General features: G+C 72.7%; 13 protein-coding genes and 1 pseudogene. 4 read left to right on the top strand and 10 right to left on the bottom strand.

Annotation, left to right across the window (positions count from 1 at the left end):
- Positions 1-156 precede the first annotated feature (156 nt).
- The 4 genes from ACE1OC_RS36185 to ACE1OC_RS36170 form a co-directional block, all read right to left on the bottom strand.
- Positions 157-459 (bottom strand): helix-turn-helix domain-containing protein, encoded by a 303-nt coding sequence (locus tag ACE1OC_RS36185; RefSeq protein ID WP_407840545.1) that lies wholly within the window; start codon positions 457-459, stop codon positions 157-159.
- Between the two features lie 127 nt (positions 460-586).
- The gene (locus tag ACE1OC_RS36180) at positions 587-1540 is read right to left on the bottom strand and encodes a DUF4304 domain-containing protein (protein WP_407840544.1); all 954 of its coding nucleotides are present in this window, start codon (positions 1538-1540) and stop codon (positions 587-589) included.
- A gap of 257 nt (positions 1541-1797) precedes the next feature.
- The gene (locus ACE1OC_RS36175; RefSeq protein ID WP_407840543.1) at positions 1798-2442 is read right to left on the bottom strand and encodes a DUF6461 domain-containing protein; all 645 of its coding nucleotides are present in this window, start codon (positions 2440-2442) and stop codon (positions 1798-1800) included.
- Between the two features lie 89 nt (positions 2443-2531).
- Complete coding sequence (locus ACE1OC_RS36170) at positions 2532-3095, bottom strand: TetR/AcrR family transcriptional regulator (RefSeq protein WP_407840542.1); 564 nt, start codon at positions 3093-3095, stop codon at positions 2532-2534.
- A 143-nt stretch (positions 3096-3238) separates the two neighbouring features.
- Here ACE1OC_RS36170 and ACE1OC_RS36165 point away from each other — a divergent pair.
- Positions 3239-4357: pseudogene (locus tag ACE1OC_RS36165) on the top strand (PucR family transcriptional regulator); the annotation flags it as partial.
- Between the two features lie 19 nt (positions 4358-4376).
- Here ACE1OC_RS36165 and ACE1OC_RS36160 read toward each other — a convergent pair.
- The 3 genes from ACE1OC_RS36160 to ACE1OC_RS36150 form a co-directional block, all read right to left on the bottom strand.
- Positions 4377-6359 carry an APC family permease gene (locus tag ACE1OC_RS36160; RefSeq protein ID WP_407840541.1) on the bottom strand — a complete coding sequence of 661 codons (1983 nt, stop codon included), beginning with the start codon at positions 6357-6359 and terminating at the stop codon, positions 4377-4379.
- A gap of 67 nt (positions 6360-6426) precedes the next feature.
- Positions 6427-6882, bottom strand: a complete 456-nt coding sequence (locus ACE1OC_RS36155) for a (2Fe-2S)-binding protein (protein ID WP_407840540.1) — start codon at positions 6880-6882, stop codon at positions 6427-6429.
- A gap of 15 nt (positions 6883-6897) precedes the next feature.
- On the bottom strand, positions 6898-9132 hold the full coding sequence (locus ACE1OC_RS36150) for a xanthine dehydrogenase family protein molybdopterin-binding subunit (protein WP_407840539.1): 2235 nt from the start codon (positions 9130-9132) through the stop codon (positions 6898-6900).
- Between the two features lie 626 nt (positions 9133-9758).
- On the opposite strand from ACE1OC_RS36150, the gene ACE1OC_RS36145 reads away from it, so the two are divergent.
- On the top strand, positions 9759-11186 hold the full coding sequence (locus ACE1OC_RS36145; RefSeq protein WP_407840538.1) for a PP2C family protein-serine/threonine phosphatase: 1428 nt from the start codon (positions 9759-9761) through the stop codon (positions 11184-11186).
- A gap of 95 nt (positions 11187-11281) precedes the next feature.
- Here ACE1OC_RS36145 and ACE1OC_RS36140 read toward each other — a convergent pair whose 3' ends face one another.
- Complete coding sequence (locus tag ACE1OC_RS36140; protein WP_407840537.1) at positions 11282-12763, bottom strand: hypothetical protein; 1482 nt, start codon at positions 12761-12763, stop codon at positions 11282-11284.
- Positions 12764-12993: 230 nt separating this feature from the next.
- On the opposite strand from ACE1OC_RS36140, the gene ACE1OC_RS36135 reads away from it, so the two are divergent.
- Both ACE1OC_RS36135 and kstD read left to right on the top strand, forming a co-directional pair.
- Positions 12994-14118 carry an aminoglycoside phosphotransferase family protein gene (locus ACE1OC_RS36135; protein WP_407840536.1) on the top strand — a complete coding sequence of 375 codons (1125 nt, stop codon included), beginning with the start codon at positions 12994-12996 and terminating at the stop codon, positions 14116-14118.
- Positions 14119-14333: 215 nt separating this feature from the next.
- Positions 14334-16130, top strand: a complete 1797-nt coding sequence (gene kstD, locus ACE1OC_RS36130) for a 3-oxosteroid 1-dehydrogenase (protein ID WP_407840535.1) — start codon at positions 14334-14336, stop codon at positions 16128-16130.
- Positions 16131-16157: 27 nt separating this feature from the next.
- On the opposite strand, the gene ACE1OC_RS36125 is transcribed toward kstD, so the two are convergent.
- The gene (locus ACE1OC_RS36125; RefSeq protein ID WP_150520950.1) at positions 16158-16658 is read right to left on the bottom strand and encodes a hypothetical protein; all 501 of its coding nucleotides are present in this window, start codon (positions 16656-16658) and stop codon (positions 16158-16160) included.
- Between the two features lie 259 nt (positions 16659-16917).
- The gene (locus tag ACE1OC_RS36120; protein ID WP_407841857.1) at positions 16918-18396 is read right to left on the bottom strand and encodes a hypothetical protein; all 1479 of its coding nucleotides are present in this window, start codon (positions 18394-18396) and stop codon (positions 16918-16920) included.
- Positions 18397-18398: the final 2 nt, after the last annotated feature.

Below are 18398 nucleotides of genomic sequence, written 5' to 3'. Positions count from 1 at the left end.
CAGAAGGGAACTTACTCAACTTCCGCACTGTGGAAGGGCGTTCTGGCATTTTCCGCTGGAACATGCGCGATGGCACGTGACAGCTTGGCCGGAACCCCACCCCTTTTGATCATTCTTATGAATCGTGCGCCTCAAACGCCCCCCGCGGCCCCACCGTCACGACGCGAGCGGCAGATCGTCCGAGAGCCGGAAGGCCCCGCCCTCGCGCTGTACGTAGCCCTCGTGGCTGAGGGTGCGCAGCAGGTGGTAGACGGTGGGCAGCGGGATTCCGGTGAGCCGGGACAGGCGCTTGGCGGTCGCCCCGCCCTCCGCGTACATCGCTTCCACGAGCCGCAAGGCCCGCTGCACGGAACCGATGAGGGTGGGCGCGGTGGTGGTGCCGCCGCCCCCGCCGGCGACGCCCCCGTCAGTGCTGTCTGCGCTGCCCGCGCGGTCCTTCTGGCTGTGTTCGGTGCCCATGAGTGGTCCCCCTGCTCCGGTACGAGGCCTGGCAAACCCATCAAAGTCGCTCATCGGCCTCAAAACCAGCGGACGCGCGTAAACCCGAGCATAAGATCAACTCATGCTCGGCCCCCGGCCCGGACCGTCAGATGCGGGCCGGTGTCCAGCCTTCGATGTGCCAGGGCGCGCCGACGGTCAGCGCGTGCGGGGCGCCGGAGACGGTGAGGCAGGCCTCGCGCGGGGTGCCCCGTTCGAAGGTCAGCCGCAGGGAGCCGTTGCCGGCGACCTCGGCCGTGTTGATCCGGCACAGGGCCAGTTCGCCGAGGAGCGCCAGCGGATGGCCGGGGAGCATGCTGCCCGGGCTGGCGGAGACCCGGACGTCGCCGTCGGCGGCGATGCCGACCCGGACCGAGCCGAAGAGCGGCTGCTCCAGCCGCCAGGGGGCGTCGATGACGATGCGGGCCTCCGCGTCGGTCAGCTCGTCGTGGACGGTGAGGAAGGGCGAGGCCCGGCGCCGTTCTCCCGTCTCCAGGACCAGGGCGCCCTCCAGGTCCACGGGCAGGGGGGCCGCTCCGCTCGTGACGGGGAACGGACCGCTGTCCACGCGCAGGCACACCGGGTCCAGGCAGTCGGGTACCGGATCCACCACGGGCCCCGGCAGCGGGGGCCGGTCGGTCACCTCGCCCCAGAGGGCGGGGACGGCGTGGCGCAGCACCGCGTCCGTGACCTCGTCCGCGACGCGGGCGGCGGTGCGCTCGTCGGTGATGCTCCACCAGTGATCGTGCGGATGGCCGAGGAGGTGCCCGATCCTGGAGTGCCAGCCGACGGGACCGACGCGGTTGGCGCTGAGCCGGGTCCCGAGGGCCGGCCGCAGCCGCCGCAGGGCCTCGTGTTCCTCGTACGGGACCGCGCGCAGGTTGACGGTGAACCTGCACTCGGCGGCCCCGGACGAAGCGCTCCGCTGGAAGCCGAGCAGCGCGTGGTCGGGTTCGGCGGCGCGGAGCCGGTACTCCAGCCCCGTGCCGGTGAAACCCGCATCGCGCAGCGCCGGGGCGATCCGCTCGCGCAGCGTCTGGTGGAACAAGTCGGTCGCGTTCACCCTCGTAGTGTCACAAGCCGCACGCTCCCCGACCAAAACCGTCCATCCCCGGGCGGGCACGGAGTACCTGGCCGGGCGTACCCCTAGGGCCTGTCGTCAGAATCCCGTCGTCGCCCGAAGGGCGGCCGCGCGGCGTCTGGTGCGTGCTCTCGGCGTGCCGGGCGGAAGCCCGCGTACTGGACGTACTCGGCTTCCGTCCGGTGCGGCGAGAGCACGTGCCAGGCGTCGCGCGGCAGACGGGAGTTTGACGACAGGCCCTAGTGCGTGCAGGTCACGAAGGCGGGGAGCGGGGTCTCCTCGACGAGGCGGCGGGGCAGGGACAGCGCGAAGCGGTGTTCCAGTACGGCGAGGGTGAGGCGGTCGCGTTCCTCGTACGGTTCGTCCTCGGGGCGGGCGTAGCAGCCGTCGGGGGTGAGGATCTTGGCCTCGACCAGCTCGGGCAGGAGGAAGTCGGGCCGGTGGCCGCCGCGCCAGTGCTCCTCGCCGATGCCGAAGCAGCAGACCAGTTCGCCGTCCCGGGCGTACGCGAACTGCTTGGGCGGGTGATCGGGCTGCGGGTCGAGGTACACGGCCTCGGCCCCGGCGCGGGAGACCTCCGCGAGGCGCTGCGCGCCGGCGGGCACTCCGTGTTCCACGGCGAAGGACCAGCCGCCCCAGCTCCCGACCCGGGCCACCCCGTCCCCGTCCACCGTCTCGGTGACCATGCTCCAGGCGTCGATGGCTCCGAGCGGCCCGGGGCGCAGGTCCGGCAGGGCGCCGAGCCGGGCGGCCAGTTCCTCGGGGCCGATGCCCCGGGCGAAGGTGAGGCCGACGTACCAGGCGCTCCAGTCCGCCAGCCACTGGATGCCGCCGTCGCAGTCGCGGGCGCCGTCGCCCGCACCCTGCCTCGTGATGTCCGCCATTGCCACGGTTCCTCCCGCGATCCCTGCGATGCGAGCCGGTCCTGCCGGGGGCGCCGGTCCTGCCGGAACCGGCCCTACCGGCACGATAGTCAGTCCGCGGGGTCTTCCGGGAGGAGGCGCTCGACCATCGTGCCGATGAGCCCCTCCACATCGTGGGGGTCCAGCAGACCGGGCACGGTCAGGTCGTCGACGATCAGCCCGAGCATGGCCAGGTAGATCAGGACCACGCCCTGCCGGTCCCCCGGCAGTCCCGCCTCCAGGTGCCAGGCGATGTTCGCCTCCAGTTCGGCGCCCTGGAATCCGGCCAGTGCCTCCTGGAGTTCGGGCCGCCGGGTGGCCTCCAGGCGCAGTTCCAGCATCGCGGTGTGGACGCTGCGCTCGCGCCGCATGCGCTCCAGGAGCCGGCCCAGCAGCACCTTCGTGTCGAAGGGGCCCGTCAGGTCCGCCGGATCGGGGGTCAGCCGCTCGCGGGTGCGGTGCAGGATCTGCACGAGGAGCTGGGCGCGGTGGGCGAAGTAGTTGGAGGCGGTGCCGGTCGGCACCCCCGCCTCCGCGTCCACGGCGCGCAGGGTCAGCCCCCGTGAGCCCTCGCGGGCGAGGACTTCGATGGCGGCGTCGAGCAGCGCGGCGCGGCGCTCGGGGTTCTGGCGCATGGGTGGGTCCCTGACGGTGTGGACGTGGCTGCCGGTATGACCGCCGCATATGCACTGCACGTGCAGTGCTTCGGACACGCTAGCGGACACCGCCTCGTCGAGGCCCTCCCCAGCGCCCCCTCCGACGTGCCACCCTGCCCGTCATGGAGCGGATCATCGGGGAGATACGCGAGGACCTGGACCGCCGGATCGCCGTGGCCGCCGAGCGGCTCGCCGACCGGTCGCCGGCCGATGACCCGGCCTGCGCCGCCTACGTCGCCCTGCTCGGCCGGGCCGCCCTGCGCGAGCGGGTCCACCAGCTGCTCCGCCAGACCGTCGACGGTCTGCTCCGTGCGGCCCGCGGCCTGCCGCCCGAGCTCGGCGAGGCCCGCGCCGACGGCGAGCTCCGCGCCCGGCAGGGGCTGCCGCTCGACTCCCTGCTGCGCGTCTACCGGCTCGGCGGCAGGCTGCTGTGGCAGGCCCTGACCGAGGCCGTCGCCGCCCACGACCGGGCGGCGCTGCCCCGGCTGCTGCCCGGGGCGCCCGCGCTGTGGGACGTGGTCGACCGGATGGCGGACGCGGCGGCCGAGTCCTACCGCCGGACCGAGGCCGTACGCGGCGACCGCGAGCGGGAGCTGCGGGGCGCCCTGCTCGACGCCCTGTTCGACGGCGGCGGTCCGGCCGACCGGTCCGCCGAGTCCGCGCGGCGGCTCGGGCTCCCGGAGCGCGGCCGGTTCGCCGTGGTGGTCCTCGATCCCGGGGACGGTGCCTGGGCGGCCCCGGCCGGCGCCCCGCGCGTGCTGTGGCGGATCCGCGCCGACGGCGAGACCGGACTGGTGGAGCTGGGCGGGCTGCCGCTCGCCTCCGTGACCGATCTGCTGGCGCCCCTCGGCTTACGGGCCGGGGTGAGCCCGGTGGTGGAGACGCCGGGCGAGCTGGCCGGGGCCCGCCGGCTGGCCGTCCTCGCGCTGCGGGCGGCGCCGGGGGCCGACGGTCCGCACACCGCCCTGCTGGACGAGCGGCTCCCGGCGGCCCTGGTCGCGGCCGAGCCGGAACTCGCGGGCCGGCTGCGTCGGGTGGTGCTGGGTCCGGTCCTGGCCCTGGCCGCGGAGGACCGCAGGGTGCTGCTGACCACCCTGGGCACCTGGCTGTCCTGCCGGGGCTCGACCACGTACGCCGCCCAGCGGCTGTACTGCCACCGCAACACCGTCTCGAACCGGCTGCGCCGCCTGGAGCAGCTGACCGGTCGCTCGCTCGCCGATCCCGCCCACGTCGTGGAGCTGGCGCTGGCGCACGCGGCGGTCACCCAGCGCCCGGCCGGGTCCCCGCCTGTTCCTGCGGGTCCCCCGTCCCCCCGGCTCCCTCCTCCGCAGGCTTCGCGGACTCCAGCAGGAACGGCACGTCGATCACCGCGACCCCGGGCGTGAACAGCAGGCGGGCCTTGAGGCGCAGCGCGTTCTGGTTGTGCAGGGGCTGTTCCCACCAGTGCCCGACCACGTACTCGGGGATGACCACGGAGAGCATGTCCGTGCCCTCGGCGGCCGCCTGTTCCTGCACGTAGGCCAGCACGGGCCCGACCACCTCGCGGTACGGGGAGTGCAGCACCTTGAGCGGGATGCCCGGGTCGTGGTCCGCCCAGGCCGCGCGCAGCCGGTTCGCGTCCTCCTCGTCCGCGGCGACCGAGACGGCCGTCAGGGTGTCGGGGCGCAGCCCCATCGCGAAGCCGAGGGCCTTGAGGGTCGGGGCGTGGACGGCGGCGACGAGGACGACGACGTGGTGGCGGGCGGGCTTGCGGGGTTTGACCCCGGGGGCGACGGCGACTTCCCGGGCCACGGTGTCGTAGTGGCGGCGCACGCCCTTCATTCCGATGAAGAGCACGGGCATGGCGATGACGACGAGCCAGGCGCCGTGGGTGAACTTGGTGATGAGGACGATGACCAGGACCACGGAGGTCATGGCGGCGCCGACCGCGTTGATGGCGAGCCGGCGGTGGATGTGGATCCGCTCCTCCTTGCGGGTCTCCGGGGAGGCCAGCTCCGTCTTCCAGTGCTTGACCATGCCCGCCTGGGAGAGGGTGAAGGAGACGAAGACGCCGATGATGTAGAGCTGGATGAGGCGGGTGAGCTGGGCGTCGAAGGCGATGATCAGGCCGATGGCGGCGAGGGCCAGCAGGACGACGCCGTTGGAGTAGACGAGCCGGTCGCCGCGGTTGAAGAGCTGGCGCGGTACGTACCGGTCCTTGGCCAGGATCGAGGCGAGCATCGGGAAGCCGTTGAAGGCGGTGTTCGCGGCGAGGATCAGGACCCCGGCCGTGACGGCCTGGAGCAGGTAGAAGAGGACGTGCCAGTCGCCGAAGGTGGCTCTGCCGATCTGTGCGAGCGCGGTGGACATCGGGGTTCCGGGGGCCAGCCCCAGCTCGGTCGGCTCCGCCGCCACGTGCACCTGGTAGTTCATGGCGAGGTAGGTGATCCCGGCGAACATGGTGACGGCGAGCGCGCCCATCGCGGCGAGGGTGGTGGCCGCGTTCTTGCTCTTCGGCTTCTGGAAGGCGGGGACGCCGTTGCTGATGGCCTCGACGCCCGTGAGCGCGGTGCAGCCGGAGGCGAAGGCCCGCAGCGCGAGGAGCACCACCGCGAGGCCGGCGTAGTTGCCCTCGGCGGTGATCGGCAGCTCGGCGGATTCGGCGCGGATCGTGTCGCCGGTGGCGAGCCGGTAGGCGGCCACCGCGAACATCAGGTAGATGACGAGGACGAAGCCGTAGGTGGGGACGGCGAAGACCCGGCCCGATTCCCGCACCCCGCGCAGGTTCATGAGGGTCAGCAGCACCACGAAAGCCACCGACAGGGGGACTTCGTGGTCGGAGAGGGAGGGGATCGCGGAGGTGATGGCGGAGACCCCGGAGACCACGGAGACGGCGACCGTCATGACGTAGTCGACGAGCAGGGCGCTGGCGGCGGTGAGGGCGGCGGTCTGACCGAGGTTCTTGGAGCTGACGATGTAGGCGCCGCCGCCGCCCGGGTAGGCGTAGCAGGTCTGCCGGTAGGAGGCGACGACGACCACGAGCAGGAACACGATGGCGGCGGCCGCGTACCAGGCGAGGTGGAGCAGCGCGACCCCGCCGAGGGCGAGGATCAGCAGGATCTCCTCGGTGGCGTAGGCCACGGAGGAGAGCGGGTCGCTGCAGAAGATCGGGAGCGCGAGCCGTTTGGGCAGCAGGGTCTCGCCCAGACGCGCGGTGTCGAGCGGTTCGCCGACCAGCACACGTTTCGCATTGATACGCCTCATTCAGGCATGATCAGCCAAAACTGTGGCGATTCATCCCATATAGGCCTTGTGTCACGGGGTGAACCGCCTACATCTTCGCCGCCGCGCTCCGGATGGCCTCCCGGATGCGGAAGTACGTTCCGCAGCGGCAGATGTTGGCGATCGCGTCGATGTCCTCGTCCGTGGGAGTGCTCGTCCGCTTCAGCAGGGCGACGGCCGCCATGATCTGGCCGGGCTGGCAGAAGCCGCACTGGGCGACGTCCTGTTCGAGCCAGGCCTCCTGCACCGGGTGCAGGTCCTCGCCGTCGGCCAGTCCCTCGATCGTGGTCACCGCCTTGCCCGCGCAGGCGGAGACCGGCACCACGCACGGGCGGACGTCCACCCTGTCGAGGTGGCTGGTGCAGGCCTTGCAGACGTCCACTCCGCAGCCGTATTTGGGGCCGCGCACGTTCAGCATGTCGCGGAGCACCCACAGCAGGGGCAGATCGTCGGGCGCGTCCACGGTGACGCTCTGCCCGTTGACGGTGAAAGTGTGCGAGGGCACGGCTCGGCTCCTGGACTAGCGCGGGTAGGGGGTGAAGTCGACGTCGAAGTCGAGGGGGAAGCTGCGCGGCTTGGTGCCGGTGGCCCGGGCGTAGGCGTTGGCGATCGCGCCCACGGCGGCGGGCAGGCCCAGCTCGCCGGCGCCGCCGGGCTCGGTTCCGGTCGCCGGGAGCACGAAGACGCGTACGTCCTTCGGGGTGTCGCGCTGCTGCGCCCAGTGGAACTGGCTGTAACTGCCTTCCAGCGGGAGCCCCTTGTCCAGGTGCAGGCCGGCCTTCAGCGTGGTGGAGATCGCGTCGGTCAGGCCGCCGATCATCTGGGCCTCCAGACCGCGCGGATTGACGGGCAGGCCCACGTCGACGGCGATGACCGCCTTCGTGACGCGGACGTGCTCCGGATCCCTGGTGTCGATCTCGACCAGGCAGGCCGTCCGGGACTTGTACTCCTCGTGGAAGGCGATGCCCTGGGCGCAGCCGGCCGGCATGGCCCGGCCCCAGCCGCCTTCGGTGGCCGCCTTGTCGAGCACGGCGCGCTGGGCGGCCGTCTTCAGGAAGGTCCGGCGGAACTGGTACGGGTCCCGGCCCGTCGCGGCGGCCAGCTCGTCCACCACGATCTCCTCGGCCCCCCGGGTGTTCGCCGAGTACACCGACCGCCAGGACCCGGTCGGGACCCCGGTCGGGACCTCGGTGAGCGCCTGGGTGGTGAGCCCGAAGTGGTACGGGGACTTGATCGTGGTGAGGAACAGGGTCTGGGCGAGGGTGGCGTTGCCGATGCCGAGCGGGAGGCTGGCGGCGGTGGCGGTGATGATCTCGCCGAGTCCGTGCCGGAAGTCGGTCTCCGCGGCGGCGACCCGGTGTTCGAAGCTGAGCACCTCGCCCAGCAGGTGCGTCGCCCGGATCTTGTGGTGGGTGGCGGGGCGCATCCGACCGTGCCGGGTGTCGTCCACCCGGGTCCACATCAGCCGCACCGGGCGGCGGCAGGCCTTGGAGATCCGGGCCGCTTCCAGGGCCGCGTCGAAGAACAGCCGGCGGCCGAAGGAGCCGCCCGCCTGCACCACGTGGACAGTGACCTTGTCGAGGGGCAGGCCGAGATCGGCGGCGATCGTTTCGCGGGCCACGATCGGCGACTTGAGCCCAGACCAGATCTCGGCCCGGTCCTCGCGCACGTCGGCGACGGCCGAGTTGGTCTCCATCGGGGCGTGGCTGACGAAGGCGAAGTCGAACTCGGCGTCCACGTGCGCGGTGAGCAGCGGCGGCACGAGCAGCGGCGGGGTGGCGGCGCGCAGCTTCGTACGGACAGCCGCGTCCGAGAGCTGGTCGGCCGGGCCCGGGCCCCAGGTGACCTGGAGCGCGGCCTTGGCGTCGAGGGCCTGGCCGAAGGTCTCGGCGACGACGGCGACCCCGGTGGCGATGGTGACCACGTGCAGGACTCCGGGCATGGCCCGGACGGCGGCGAGGTTGGCGACGGAGCGGACGCTGCCGCCGAGCGTGGGCGGGCGGCGGACCACACAGGGCTTGGCCCCGGGCACGTCCAGGTCGAGGGTGTAGCGCTGGGCCCCGGTGACCATGGCGCGGGCGTCGATCCGGCTGGTGGGCTTGCCGACCAGGGCGTGCTTCGCCGTCGGCTTGGGGGTGGCGCCGAGGACGATCAGGGCGGGGTCGGCGGCGGCCGCGGCGAGGGAGCCGTAGGTGGCGGTGCGGCCGTCGGGGGCGCGGACGGCGCCGTTCGCCGTGGTCAGGGTCGACGCCGGGAGGCTCCAGCGCACGGCGGCGGCCGCGACCAGCCGGGCCCGGGCGGTGGCGGCGCACTGGCGGACCGGACCGTAGAGGGAGCGGATGGAGTTGGAGGATCCGGTGAGCTGGTTGAAGAGCAGCTCGGGGCGCGCGTCGTCCAGTTCGACCCGTACGGCGGCCAGCGGGGCGTCCAGTTCCTCGGCGACGAGCATCGCCACGGCGGTGGTGAGCCCCTGGCCGACCTCCTCGCGGGGCAGCCGGAAGCGGATGGTTCCGTCGGCCTCCACGACGAGCGCGAGCAGGGCCGAGGTGGGGGCGCCGGCCAGGATGAACAGGTCGCCCAGGTCCACCAGATCGGCGATGGCGGGCAGCGTCGGGACCACGGCGTGCGCGGGCTGCGGGGCGAGGAGGTCGGCTCCGGCGCGCGTGACCAGGGCGAGGGTCGGCGCGGCGATCAGATAGGTGAGGAAGGACCGCCGGCTCTGCCCGTTGGTCGGCGCATGGCTCTGCCCGGTCATGTCGTTGTGTCCCCACCCTGCGCGCGGCCCGCCTCAGCGAGCCTCCCCGGCTCGTTACCGGCACGTAGAGTAGCCATTCGGGGGTGCCGGGGGGAAGTCTGGATCACATCTCGGGCGGAATACGGGGTCCTTCGTTCGGGGGGTGCCGGGCCGGTCGTGTTGATCCGGGTTCTGCGGCATCTTCCACCGGTTCTGCGGCGGGCGGTCCTCGTACACCTCGGCCGTACGATCGATCGCCCTCGTCCGCACGGCCGGTTTCCGGCCGCGGGCGCACGCGGACGGACCCGGGAAGGAGCGCGGCTGCGGCACACCGTGCGCGCCGGACGCACCCGGCCGGACCACGCGTCCCGTGCGATCCGCCCGGTACCGATCGCGGAGCGACGGCCCGGGAACGGCAAGGGCAACAGGACCCCCACGACCGGCCCGTGGACACTGGCTGACCGGATTCGTTCGCACGCTCCAGGAGGCCCGGAAGGCCCCAGGCATATGCCTCATGCAAGTCCGCCACGGATGTTGCCAAACGCCTTACAGGCCGTCGCTGGCTGTGCCACAGTCGTTACCGGCCCCTTCCTTCAGAACCGGTCCCTCCTCAGACTTGGCCGTGCCGCGCCTGTATCGGAGTTCAGATGCCGTCCCACTTGTACGCGGACCGCCCCGCGCAACCCCCAGAGCCAGGGTCGGTGGACGCGCTGATCTCGCAGACCCGTCAGCTCCGCGGAGAAGTCGACGCCGTCCGCCGCGACACCGTGGTCGACGACGACGACGCGCAGGGCCGCTGGCAGCGCGCGCTGTGCGATCTCGCCGTCCACCACCTCGACGACCTCCGCGCGCACCTCGGCCAGCTCAAGGAAGGGCTGCCGCCCACCGCAGCGGAGTCCGCCGCGCTGCCGCAGGCCGCCCCGGAGACGGGGGCCGAGGCCCAGCAGACCAGGGTCGGCAGTGCCGAGTGGAACCTGCTGACCGACGAGGTCAGCTGGTCCGACGAACTCTTCCAGATCTTCGGCCGCTCCCCCGAGGCCGGCGCGCTGCCCCTCGACGAACTGGGCTCCACCCTGTTCGCCGAGGACCAGCCGCTGCTGACGGCGATGGTGACGGCCTGTCTGGTGGACGGCAAGCCGATCGACGGCGAGTTCCGCATCGTCCGGGCCGACGGCCGGGTCCGGACGCTGCACATGAGGGGCGAGCCGGTACTCGACTCCGACGGCTGCACGGCCTCCATGTGGGCCGTGCTGCGGGACGTGAGTGAACTGCGTCGGAGCCAGCGGGCGGTGCGCGAGTCCCGGGACTCGCTGCAGCGCCGACAGGAGATCGCGCAGACCGAGCGCCGGCTGGCGGTCGAGCTGCAGGAAGCCGTGCTCCCCCCGTGGCGCGGCTCCCTGCGGTTCCCGCACGACAACACCAGGGCGCTGGACGTGGCGGCGCACTATCTGCCCTCCGCGACCAGCGCGCTCATCGGCGGCGACTGGTACGACGCGCTCGAACTCCCGGACGGGAGTTCGATGCTGACGGTGGGTGACCTCACCGGGCACGGGGTGACCGCGACCTCCGGCATGGCGATGATGCTCGGCGCCCTCCGCGGGATGGCCATGGCGGGCATCGAACCGGGCCCGCTGATGGGCTGGCTGAACCAGCTCCTGGAGACCTCCGTCCAGCCCGCGCTCGGATCCGCCGTGTGCTGCCGCTACGATCCCGCGCGCCGGGTGCTGTCCTGGGCGCAGGCCGGCCACCCCGCCCCGCTGCTGTTCCGGCGCGGCCAGGGCCGTTCACTGCTGCCCCCCGAGGGCGTCCTGCTGGGAGCGACCTCCGGAGCCACGTACGGCCAGGCCGAGGAGCGGCTGGAGGTGGGCGACGTCCTCGTCCTGCACACCGACGGACTGACCCCGCGCAGCATCGAGTTCAGCAAGGCCGACGGGACCGAACGACTGCTGGCGCTGGCACCGCACTTCTCCGCCGCCCGGTCCGCGCAGGACTGTGTGCGCCTGGTGATCGGTGAGTTCGGCGAGGGCGAGCGCGAGGACGACGCCTGCGTGCTGGTGGCCCGGATCGGCTCGTAGCGGGCGGTTCACGGGACTCGAGGCCGCGCCGGAAGGCGCGGCCTTTCTCGTCCTCGGACTCCGGCGGCCACCGGTCTCGTACCGACCGCGCCACCTCAGACCGGCCGTGATACGGGGCTGTTCGGGAGGGCCAGCTTGATCTCCTCACGGAGCTCCTCGATGCCGGCGAATCCGGAGTAGTGGCCGCTCAGCCGGTACATCTCGCGCAGCCGGTCCCATGTCCGGTGCGAGGATGTCTCGTTCATCGAGACCAGCGCCAGGCGGGCGTAGCGGTCGGCCTGTTCCGGGTCGTCGGCGATGAAGCAGGCGGAGGCCATCGAGATGTAGTCGAAGATCTTCGAGCGCTGGTGGCCGTCGGCCCGGAGCCGCAGGGCCTCCTTCGCGTGCTGCTGCGCGATGGTCGCCGCCGAGGGATCGTGGTCGGCGAGGGTACGGAACGCCAGCGCCTGCATGCCGTGCAGATCGGCCTCGTCGAAGTGCTGCATCCAGGACGGCGGCGGCACGTCTCCCGAGGTGGACACGAACAGGTCCTCGGCCTCGCCCAGGGTGCGGCGCATGGCCTGCCCCTTGCCGAGCGCGGCCTGCGCCCAGGCCTCGATGGTGTGGAGCATGGCGCGGGTCCGGGGCAGGGTCTGCTCGCCGGAGCCGGACTGCGCCAGCTTCATCAGGTCCAGGGCCTCGTTCGGCTTGCCCAGGTGGACCATCTGACGGGCCGCGCGGGAGAGCGCCTCCCCCGCGCGCGGCCGGTCGCCGCCCTCGCGGGCCGCGTGCGCGGCGATGACGAAGTACTTCTGCGCGGTGGGCTCCAGGCCCACGTCGTGGGACATCCAGCCCGCCAGGACCGCCAGGTTGGCCGCCACCCCCCACAGCCGGCGCTGGAGGTGGTCGGGGTGGTGGTACGCGAGCATGCCGCCCACCTCGTTGAGCTGCCCGACCACGGCCTTGCGCTGGAGGCCGCCGCCTCTGGAGGCGTCCCAGGCGCGGAAGACCTCCACCGAACGCTCCAGGGCCTCGATCTCCTGGGAGCCGATGGGCGCGGCCTCATAGCGGTCGTAGCCCGCGGAGTCGGCCTGGAAGGCGTCTCCGTGGCGCTGCACGTCCTTCGCGCGGGCGGGGTCGGTGTGGAGCCAGTCGTGCATGGCGTTGCTGAGGGCTGAGCCGGCGGTGAGCGCGGCACCCGCGCTCATCAGACCGCGACGGTTGAGCATGAGGTCCATTCCCGTGAATTCGGTGAGGACCGCGGCTGTGCGTTCGGGCGCCCAGGGCATTCCGTCGGGGTTCTCCTGCTCCCCGTCCGGCTGCTGTTTGGCGGTGCGCCGCTGTCGTACGAACCCGAGGTCCTCGATGGTCACGACACGACCGAGCCGCTCGGTGAACAGTGCTGCCAGTACCGTGGGCACCGGTTCGCGCGGGGTTTCCCCCATGTCGATCCAGCGCCGCACCCGCGAGGTGTCGGTGGCCAGCTGGTGGTGACCCATCGAGGCCGCCTGCCGGTTGACCATCCTCGCCAGTTCGCCCTTGGACCAGCCGGCCAGGCCGAACAGGTCGTTCAGACGGGTGTTTGGACCTTTGCTCACGTCAAGCCCCCAGGTTCTCGGCTGAGTTGACAGTAACCCCCCGTCAGATGCCGAGCGACTATTCGCCAGGGTTCGCCAGGGCACGCAATGTGGTCCGCCACCCACGCCCGGGTGTCAGGTAGGAATGCGCCTCCCCGACCCGGTCACCGGCGGAACTCCCCAGGGTGATGCACGGGATCCGGCGGGGCGGCGTATGCAACTCGTCGGCGCACGAAGGGATCCGTAACGCCATGTACGCAGCCACGTCCTCCGTGTCCGCCCCGGTCCGGCCGCACCGCACGCTCCCCGCGGGCGGCGGCCCCTACCTCGAACCCGGCCGCCCCGCGGCCTCGGCGCAGGGCGTCGTACGGGCACGGCGGATGCCGGGTACCGGATCGCAGCCGCTGAGCGGGAGAATCGACCTGTCGGGCCCCCAGGGCGCGCAGTTGCGCACGGCGCTCGCCTCCGTGCAGCGCATCTGTCCGGAGTTCGCGCCGATCCAGGTACTGCGCCGCAGCGGCCGGTCGGTCCTGCTGGTGGGAACCACCGGACGGATGACGGCCGTCGCGAAGGTTTTACTGGATCACTCGCCCGAGTGGCGCGAGCGGTACCGGCACGAAATAGCGACGTACCGGACGTTCGTCCGGCACCGCCCGCAGGTCCGGGTGCCGCGGCTGATCGCCGCCGATCCGGAGAACTGCGTACTGATCGTCGAGCGGATGGCCGGCCGGGTCGCCGCGCTCCAGCGGCATCCGGTGGAGGCCCCGCCGCGGGCCGACCTGCGGGCGGCACTCGGAGCCGTGCGCCAGGTGAACGGCTGGCGGCCCGCCGACGAGTTGTTCGGGCGGCCGCTGGACTACGACCGGCGAATCGCCCGGGACTACCAGCTGGGCCTGCTGACCGACCGTGATTTCGGCGATCTGCAGAAGCTGCTGCACGGCGTGAAGATGTCGGGCAACCCCTGGCAGTTCAACCACGGCGACGCGCTGCTGTCGAACCTGCTGCTGTCCCCGGCGGGTCCCGTCCTCCTCGACTGGGAGCACGCGGGCTGGTACCGGCCGGGCTACGACCTGGCCACCCTGTGGACGGTACTGGGCGACGCCCCGGCCGCACGGGCCCAGATCAGCCGCCTGGCGCAGGCGGCCGGCCCGGCCGCCCGGGACGCGTTCCTGGTCAACCTGATGCTGGTGCTGACCCGGGAGATCCGGATGTCGGAGACGGCCGTGCAGCGCTCGATGCTGGCGGCCACGCCGACCCAGGCAGTGCCGGTGGGTGCCCTGTCCTCGGGCGAGGAGCAGCGCCTGCTGCTGCGCCGCCTGCACGACGACGCGGGCATGGCCCGCAGGGCGGTCCGCGCGGCGGTGGGCACGCGCTGACCCTGCCGCACCGACCCGGCCGCGTTGCGCGCGGTCGCCCGCGAAATCCCGTGCCGCACACACCCGGTGTGTGCGGCACGGGATTTCGTACGTCCGGGCCCGGAGCGCAACCGGCGCGTATGCCTTGACTTCACATGATCCCCCGAACACCTTTTCTGACTCAGCATCAGAATGCTGGATCCACCCCCTCGCCCCCTCTCCGCTGGAGCCTGCCCATGACCGCGAGAACCGCCTCCTCAGCGAGTCGCGAACCAAGCGATGCCCTTCCCTCCCGCCGGACGGTCATCGCCGGGGCGGGGGCCGGCGTGCTGGCCGCCGCCGTGCTGCCGAGCGCCGTCGCCCACGCGGCCGGTGAGCCCACGATCGGCGAGTACGACGTCGTCGTGGTCGGCTCCGGGGCCTCCGGAATGACCGCCGCGCTCACCGCGGCCAAGCGGGGCATGAGCGTGCTCGTGGTCGAGAAGGCCCCGACCTTCGGCGGCTCGGCCGCCCGGTCCGGTGCCGGGATCTGGCTGCCCAACAACTCGGTGATCCTGGGCGCGGGCGTGCCCGACACCCCGGCGAAGGCGGCGCAGTACCTGTCGGCGGTGGTCGGCAACGGCTCCTCCGCGGACCGGCAGGCGGCCTTCCTCGCCAACGGGCCCCGGATGCTGGACTTCGTGATGGCCAACAGCCCGCTGCGCTTCCGTTTCATGGACGGCTACAGCGACTACTACCCGAACCTCCCCGGCGGGCTCCCCAACGGCCGCTCCATCGAGCCGGATCAGATCGACGGGAACATACTCGGCGCCGAACTGGCCCACCTGAACCCGGCGTACATGCCCGTGCCGGCCGGAATGGTGGTGTTCAGCCAGGACTACAAGTGGCTCAACCTGGCCGCGGTGAACGCCAAGGGCCTCGCGGTGTCCACCGAATGCCTGGCGCGCGGTACGGCGGCCGCGCTGTGCGGGCAGAAGCCGCTGACCATGGGCCAGGCCCTGGCGGCCGGCCTGCGGGCCGGTCTGATCCAGGCCGGGGTCCCGGTGTGGCTGAACAGCCCGCTCGTCGACCTGGTCCAGGAGGGCGGCGCGGTCACGGGCGTGGTGGTGGAGAAGGCGGGCGTACGGGGCGTGGTGCGGGCCCGCAAGGGCGTGGTCATCGGCTCGGGCGGCTTCGAGCACAACGCGGAGATGCGGGCCCAGTACCAGCAGCAGCCGGTCGGCACCCAGTGGTCGGTCGGCGCGAAGGAGAACACGGGCGACGGGATCCGGGCGGGCCAACGGGCGGGTGCGGCGCTGGCGTTGATGGACGACGCCTGGTGGGGTCCCTCGATCCCGCTGCCGAACGAACCGTACTTCTGCCTCGCCGAACGGACCCTGCCCGGGGGCCTGATGGTCAACGCGAAGGGCGCCCGCTTCGTCAACGAGGCCGCCCCGTACAGCGATGTGGTGCACGTGATGTACGAGAAGGACCGGGGCGCGACCGGATCGCACATCCCGGCCTGGCTGATCGTGGATCAGAACTACCGCAACAAGTACCTGTTCAAGGACATCCTGCCGACGATCGTCTTCCCCGACTCCTGGTACCAGGCGGGCGCGGCGAAGAAGGCGTGGACCTGGGACGCCCTCGCCAACCAGATAGGAGTGCCCGCGGCCGCCCTGCGCTCCACCCTCAACCGCTTCAACGCACAGGCGTGGAACGGCACCGACTCCGACTTCCAGCGGGGCGACACCGCGTACGACCACTACTACACGGACCCCGGCGTGACGCCGAACTCCTGTCTGGCCCCGATCTGGGCGCCGCCGTTCTACGCCTTCAAGATCGTGCCGGGTGACCTGGGTACGAAGGGCGGCATCGTCACGGACGCACGGGCCCGCGCGCTGCGCGCGGACGGATCGGTGATCCGGGGCCTGTGGGCCGCGGGCAACGCGAGTGCGGCCGTGATGGGGCACAGCTATGCGGGGGCCGGGTCGACGATCGGTCCCGCGATGACGTTCGGCTACGTGGCCGCCAACGACATCGCGGACGCGTGACGCCGGAACGCTAGCCCCGCTGGGCGACTAGCCCTGCTGGAAGAGCTCGGCCGGGAGCGGCTTCAGCAGCGCGTAGAGGTCGTCCGTGATCGGCCGGTCCCAGCTCGCGATGGTGACCAGCACGTTGTCGCTGCGGTCGAACTGCACGCAGCTGATCCGGCTCTCGGAGAGCTTGATCTTCCGGACGATGAGGAGGTTGTCGCCCTGCATGACGGGGCAGTCCTCGGCACCGGTGACCTCGACGTCCTCGTCGTTCTCGAGGGCGTCGAGGAGCTGGGCCACCTCGAAGGGGACCTGGCCCTCGGAGAGGTCGCGCGCGGGGGAACCCTCGGGGAGGTTTCCGATGATCATTGCGGGGCCGCGTCCGCCGAACAGGTCGTAGCGGAGGAAGACACCCTGGCAGCTGCCGTCGGGCGCGGGCAGCAGCCCGGCCCCGAGATTGCCCGGCCAGTCCCCCGGGTCCATGGCCAGGACGTCGAAGTCCGGGCCGGCGGGTGTGGCGGCGCGGTGGCGGCGGAGGAAGGACATGCCGCCATGGTACGTGCCCTGCCGCGTCCCGCGGCCCTCCACCCCCGACCCGGGGGCGGAAGTCCCCTACCCGCCCTTCCACCGTTCCCCGGGCGCTGCCCGGACCCGGTCCTCTAACGCGCGGGGTCTGGGGCGGAGCCCCAGAAGGGGTCCGGGCGCAGCCCGGGGAACGGCCGAAGGGCGGGTAGGGGACCTCGCCCCGCAGGGGTCCACCCGGCCGCACCCGCCCATCGGCGCTCAGCGCGCCAGTGCAGGCCCGTCAGCCGGTGGTGGTCGGGGCGGCTGCGGGGACGGGGCCGCACGGGAAGGTGCCGCCCAGGCCGAGGAGGGCTGTCGTGGCGGAGGCCACCAGGCCGTCCGCCCCGCAGGCGCGGGCCGCCAGCACCGCCCGGAGCAGGAGCTCCGCATCCCCCCGCTCCTCCCCCAGCGCGGCCAGCGCGAGCGCCAGCTCGTAGGCCGCCGGCGAAGCCGACAGGACCTCCACCGCCTCCTCCAGGAGGGCCCGCCGGTCCTGCGGCGCAGCCACCTCCGCGGCCACCCGCAGGGCCTGGCCGATGCCGGACGCAGCACCGAAGGCACGGGCCCGGCGTACCGCCTCCTCCGCCAGCTCCCGCGCCCGCGCCGGATCCTCCGCGGCCACCGCGCGGGCCAGGTGGAGCCGCCACGGGCACCAGGACGGGTTCTGGATGCCCCTGGGGCTCAGCCGCCGGTCCACGGCCTCGAGCTCCGCCGCCGCGGCCTTCGCCTGGCCGCGGGCCAGCAGCAGTTCCGCGTACACGGTCTGGGAGTCGGGGAAGACGACCGCCGCCGGGAAGGGCTCCCCGTACTCGTGTTCCCGGGACAGCTCCCAGGCCTCGTCGACCCGGCCCCGCGCCAGCAGGGTGGCGACGAGGATCGCGATGGCGTACCAGTGGACGGGCGTACGCCGGCCGACGCGCTCGGCGAGGCGCAGTCCGGCCCGCGCAAGCTCCTCCGCCTCGGCCAGCCGCCCGCGGCGGTAGCGGATGTAGGCACGCAGGCTGTAGGCGAAGGACAGGTGCGCCCCGCGCCAGCCCTGCCGCTCGAACTCGGCGGTGCCCGCCTCGAACAGTTCCTCGGCCCGCTCAGGCCGGTCGGCGTACATGTGCACCATCGCGACGAGCACCGGGACCTCGAAGCCGCGGTCCGCGTACGCCCAGCTGAACTCGGTTTCCAGGACCCGCCCGGCATGGTGGAGGACCACGTCGACCGGCTCCCCCCGCAGGCAGGCGTCCCAGGCGCGCAGCCCGATGACGTACCGCTCGGTGAGGTCCCGTCCGCCCAGCCGGTCCGCGAGCTTCGCGAGCCGCCGGGAGCGCGCCGGGGAGTCCGGCTCGGCGGCGTTGAAGGCGTCCCACATGAACTGCTCGGACTGCAGGCGCAGCCGGCCGCGTACGTCCTGGGTGTACGGGATCTCGCGCGCGAGGCATTCCGAGGCCTCGGCCAGCCGGTCGCTGTGCGAAAGCACCTGGGCCAGCCGGATCACGATGCCCTGGCGCAGCGCCGGGTCCTCGAAGGGCTCCGCGAGGGCGGCGCGCAGGTGGTTGACGGTGTTGGCGGGCTCGGTGAGCAGCGAGGCGCAGCCCAGTTCGTAGAGGACGGCCGCGCGCTCGTCGAAGTCCGGGGGTTCGCGCAGGGCCCGTGCGAGCTGGCGGCGTGCGGCTTCGGGGGCGCCGGCCCGGAGGTTCTCGCCGGCCGCCTCGCGCAGAATGCGCACCACCC

The sequence above is a fragment of the Streptomyces stoeckheimensis genome, from assembly GCF_045822005.1.
Taxonomy (GTDB): domain Bacteria; phylum Actinomycetota; class Actinomycetes; order Streptomycetales; family Streptomycetaceae; genus Streptomyces; species Streptomyces stoeckheimensis.
The sequence above is the reverse complement of the archived record's forward strand: the minus strand, read 5'-3'. Positions and strand labels throughout refer to the sequence as shown.

Bases quoted from the DNA above. Each gene is read 5' to 3' on its own strand.
- ACE1OC_RS36145 (WP_407840538.1), top strand. From the start codon at position 9,759: ATGCCGTCCCACTTGTACGCGGACCGCCCCGCGCAACCCCCAGAGCCA.
- ACE1OC_RS36125 (WP_150520950.1), bottom strand. From the start codon at position 16,658: ATGTCCTTCCTCCGCCGCCACCGCGCCGCCACACCCGCCGGCCCGGAC.
- ACE1OC_RS36185 (WP_407840545.1), bottom strand. From the start codon at position 459: ATGGGCACCGAACACAGCCAGAAGGACCGCGCGGGCAGCGCAGACAGC.
- ACE1OC_RS36150 (WP_407840539.1), bottom strand. From the start codon at position 9,132: ATGACCGGGCAGAGCCATGCGCCGACCAACGGGCAGAGCCGGCGGTCC.
- ACE1OC_RS36170 (WP_407840542.1), bottom strand. From the start codon at position 3,095: ATGCGCCAGAACCCCGAGCGCCGCGCCGCGCTGCTCGACGCCGCCATC.
- ACE1OC_RS36175 (WP_407840543.1), bottom strand. From the start codon at position 2,442: ATGGCGGACATCACGAGGCAGGGTGCGGGCGACGGCGCCCGCGACTGC.
- ACE1OC_RS36160 (WP_407840541.1), bottom strand. From the start codon at position 6,359: ATGAGGCGTATCAATGCGAAACGTGTGCTGGTCGGCGAACCGCTCGAC.
- ACE1OC_RS36135 (WP_407840536.1), top strand. From the start codon at position 12,994: ATGTACGCAGCCACGTCCTCCGTGTCCGCCCCGGTCCGGCCGCACCGC.
- kstD (WP_407840535.1), top strand. From the start codon at position 14,334: ATGACCGCGAGAACCGCCTCCTCAGCGAGTCGCGAACCAAGCGATGCC.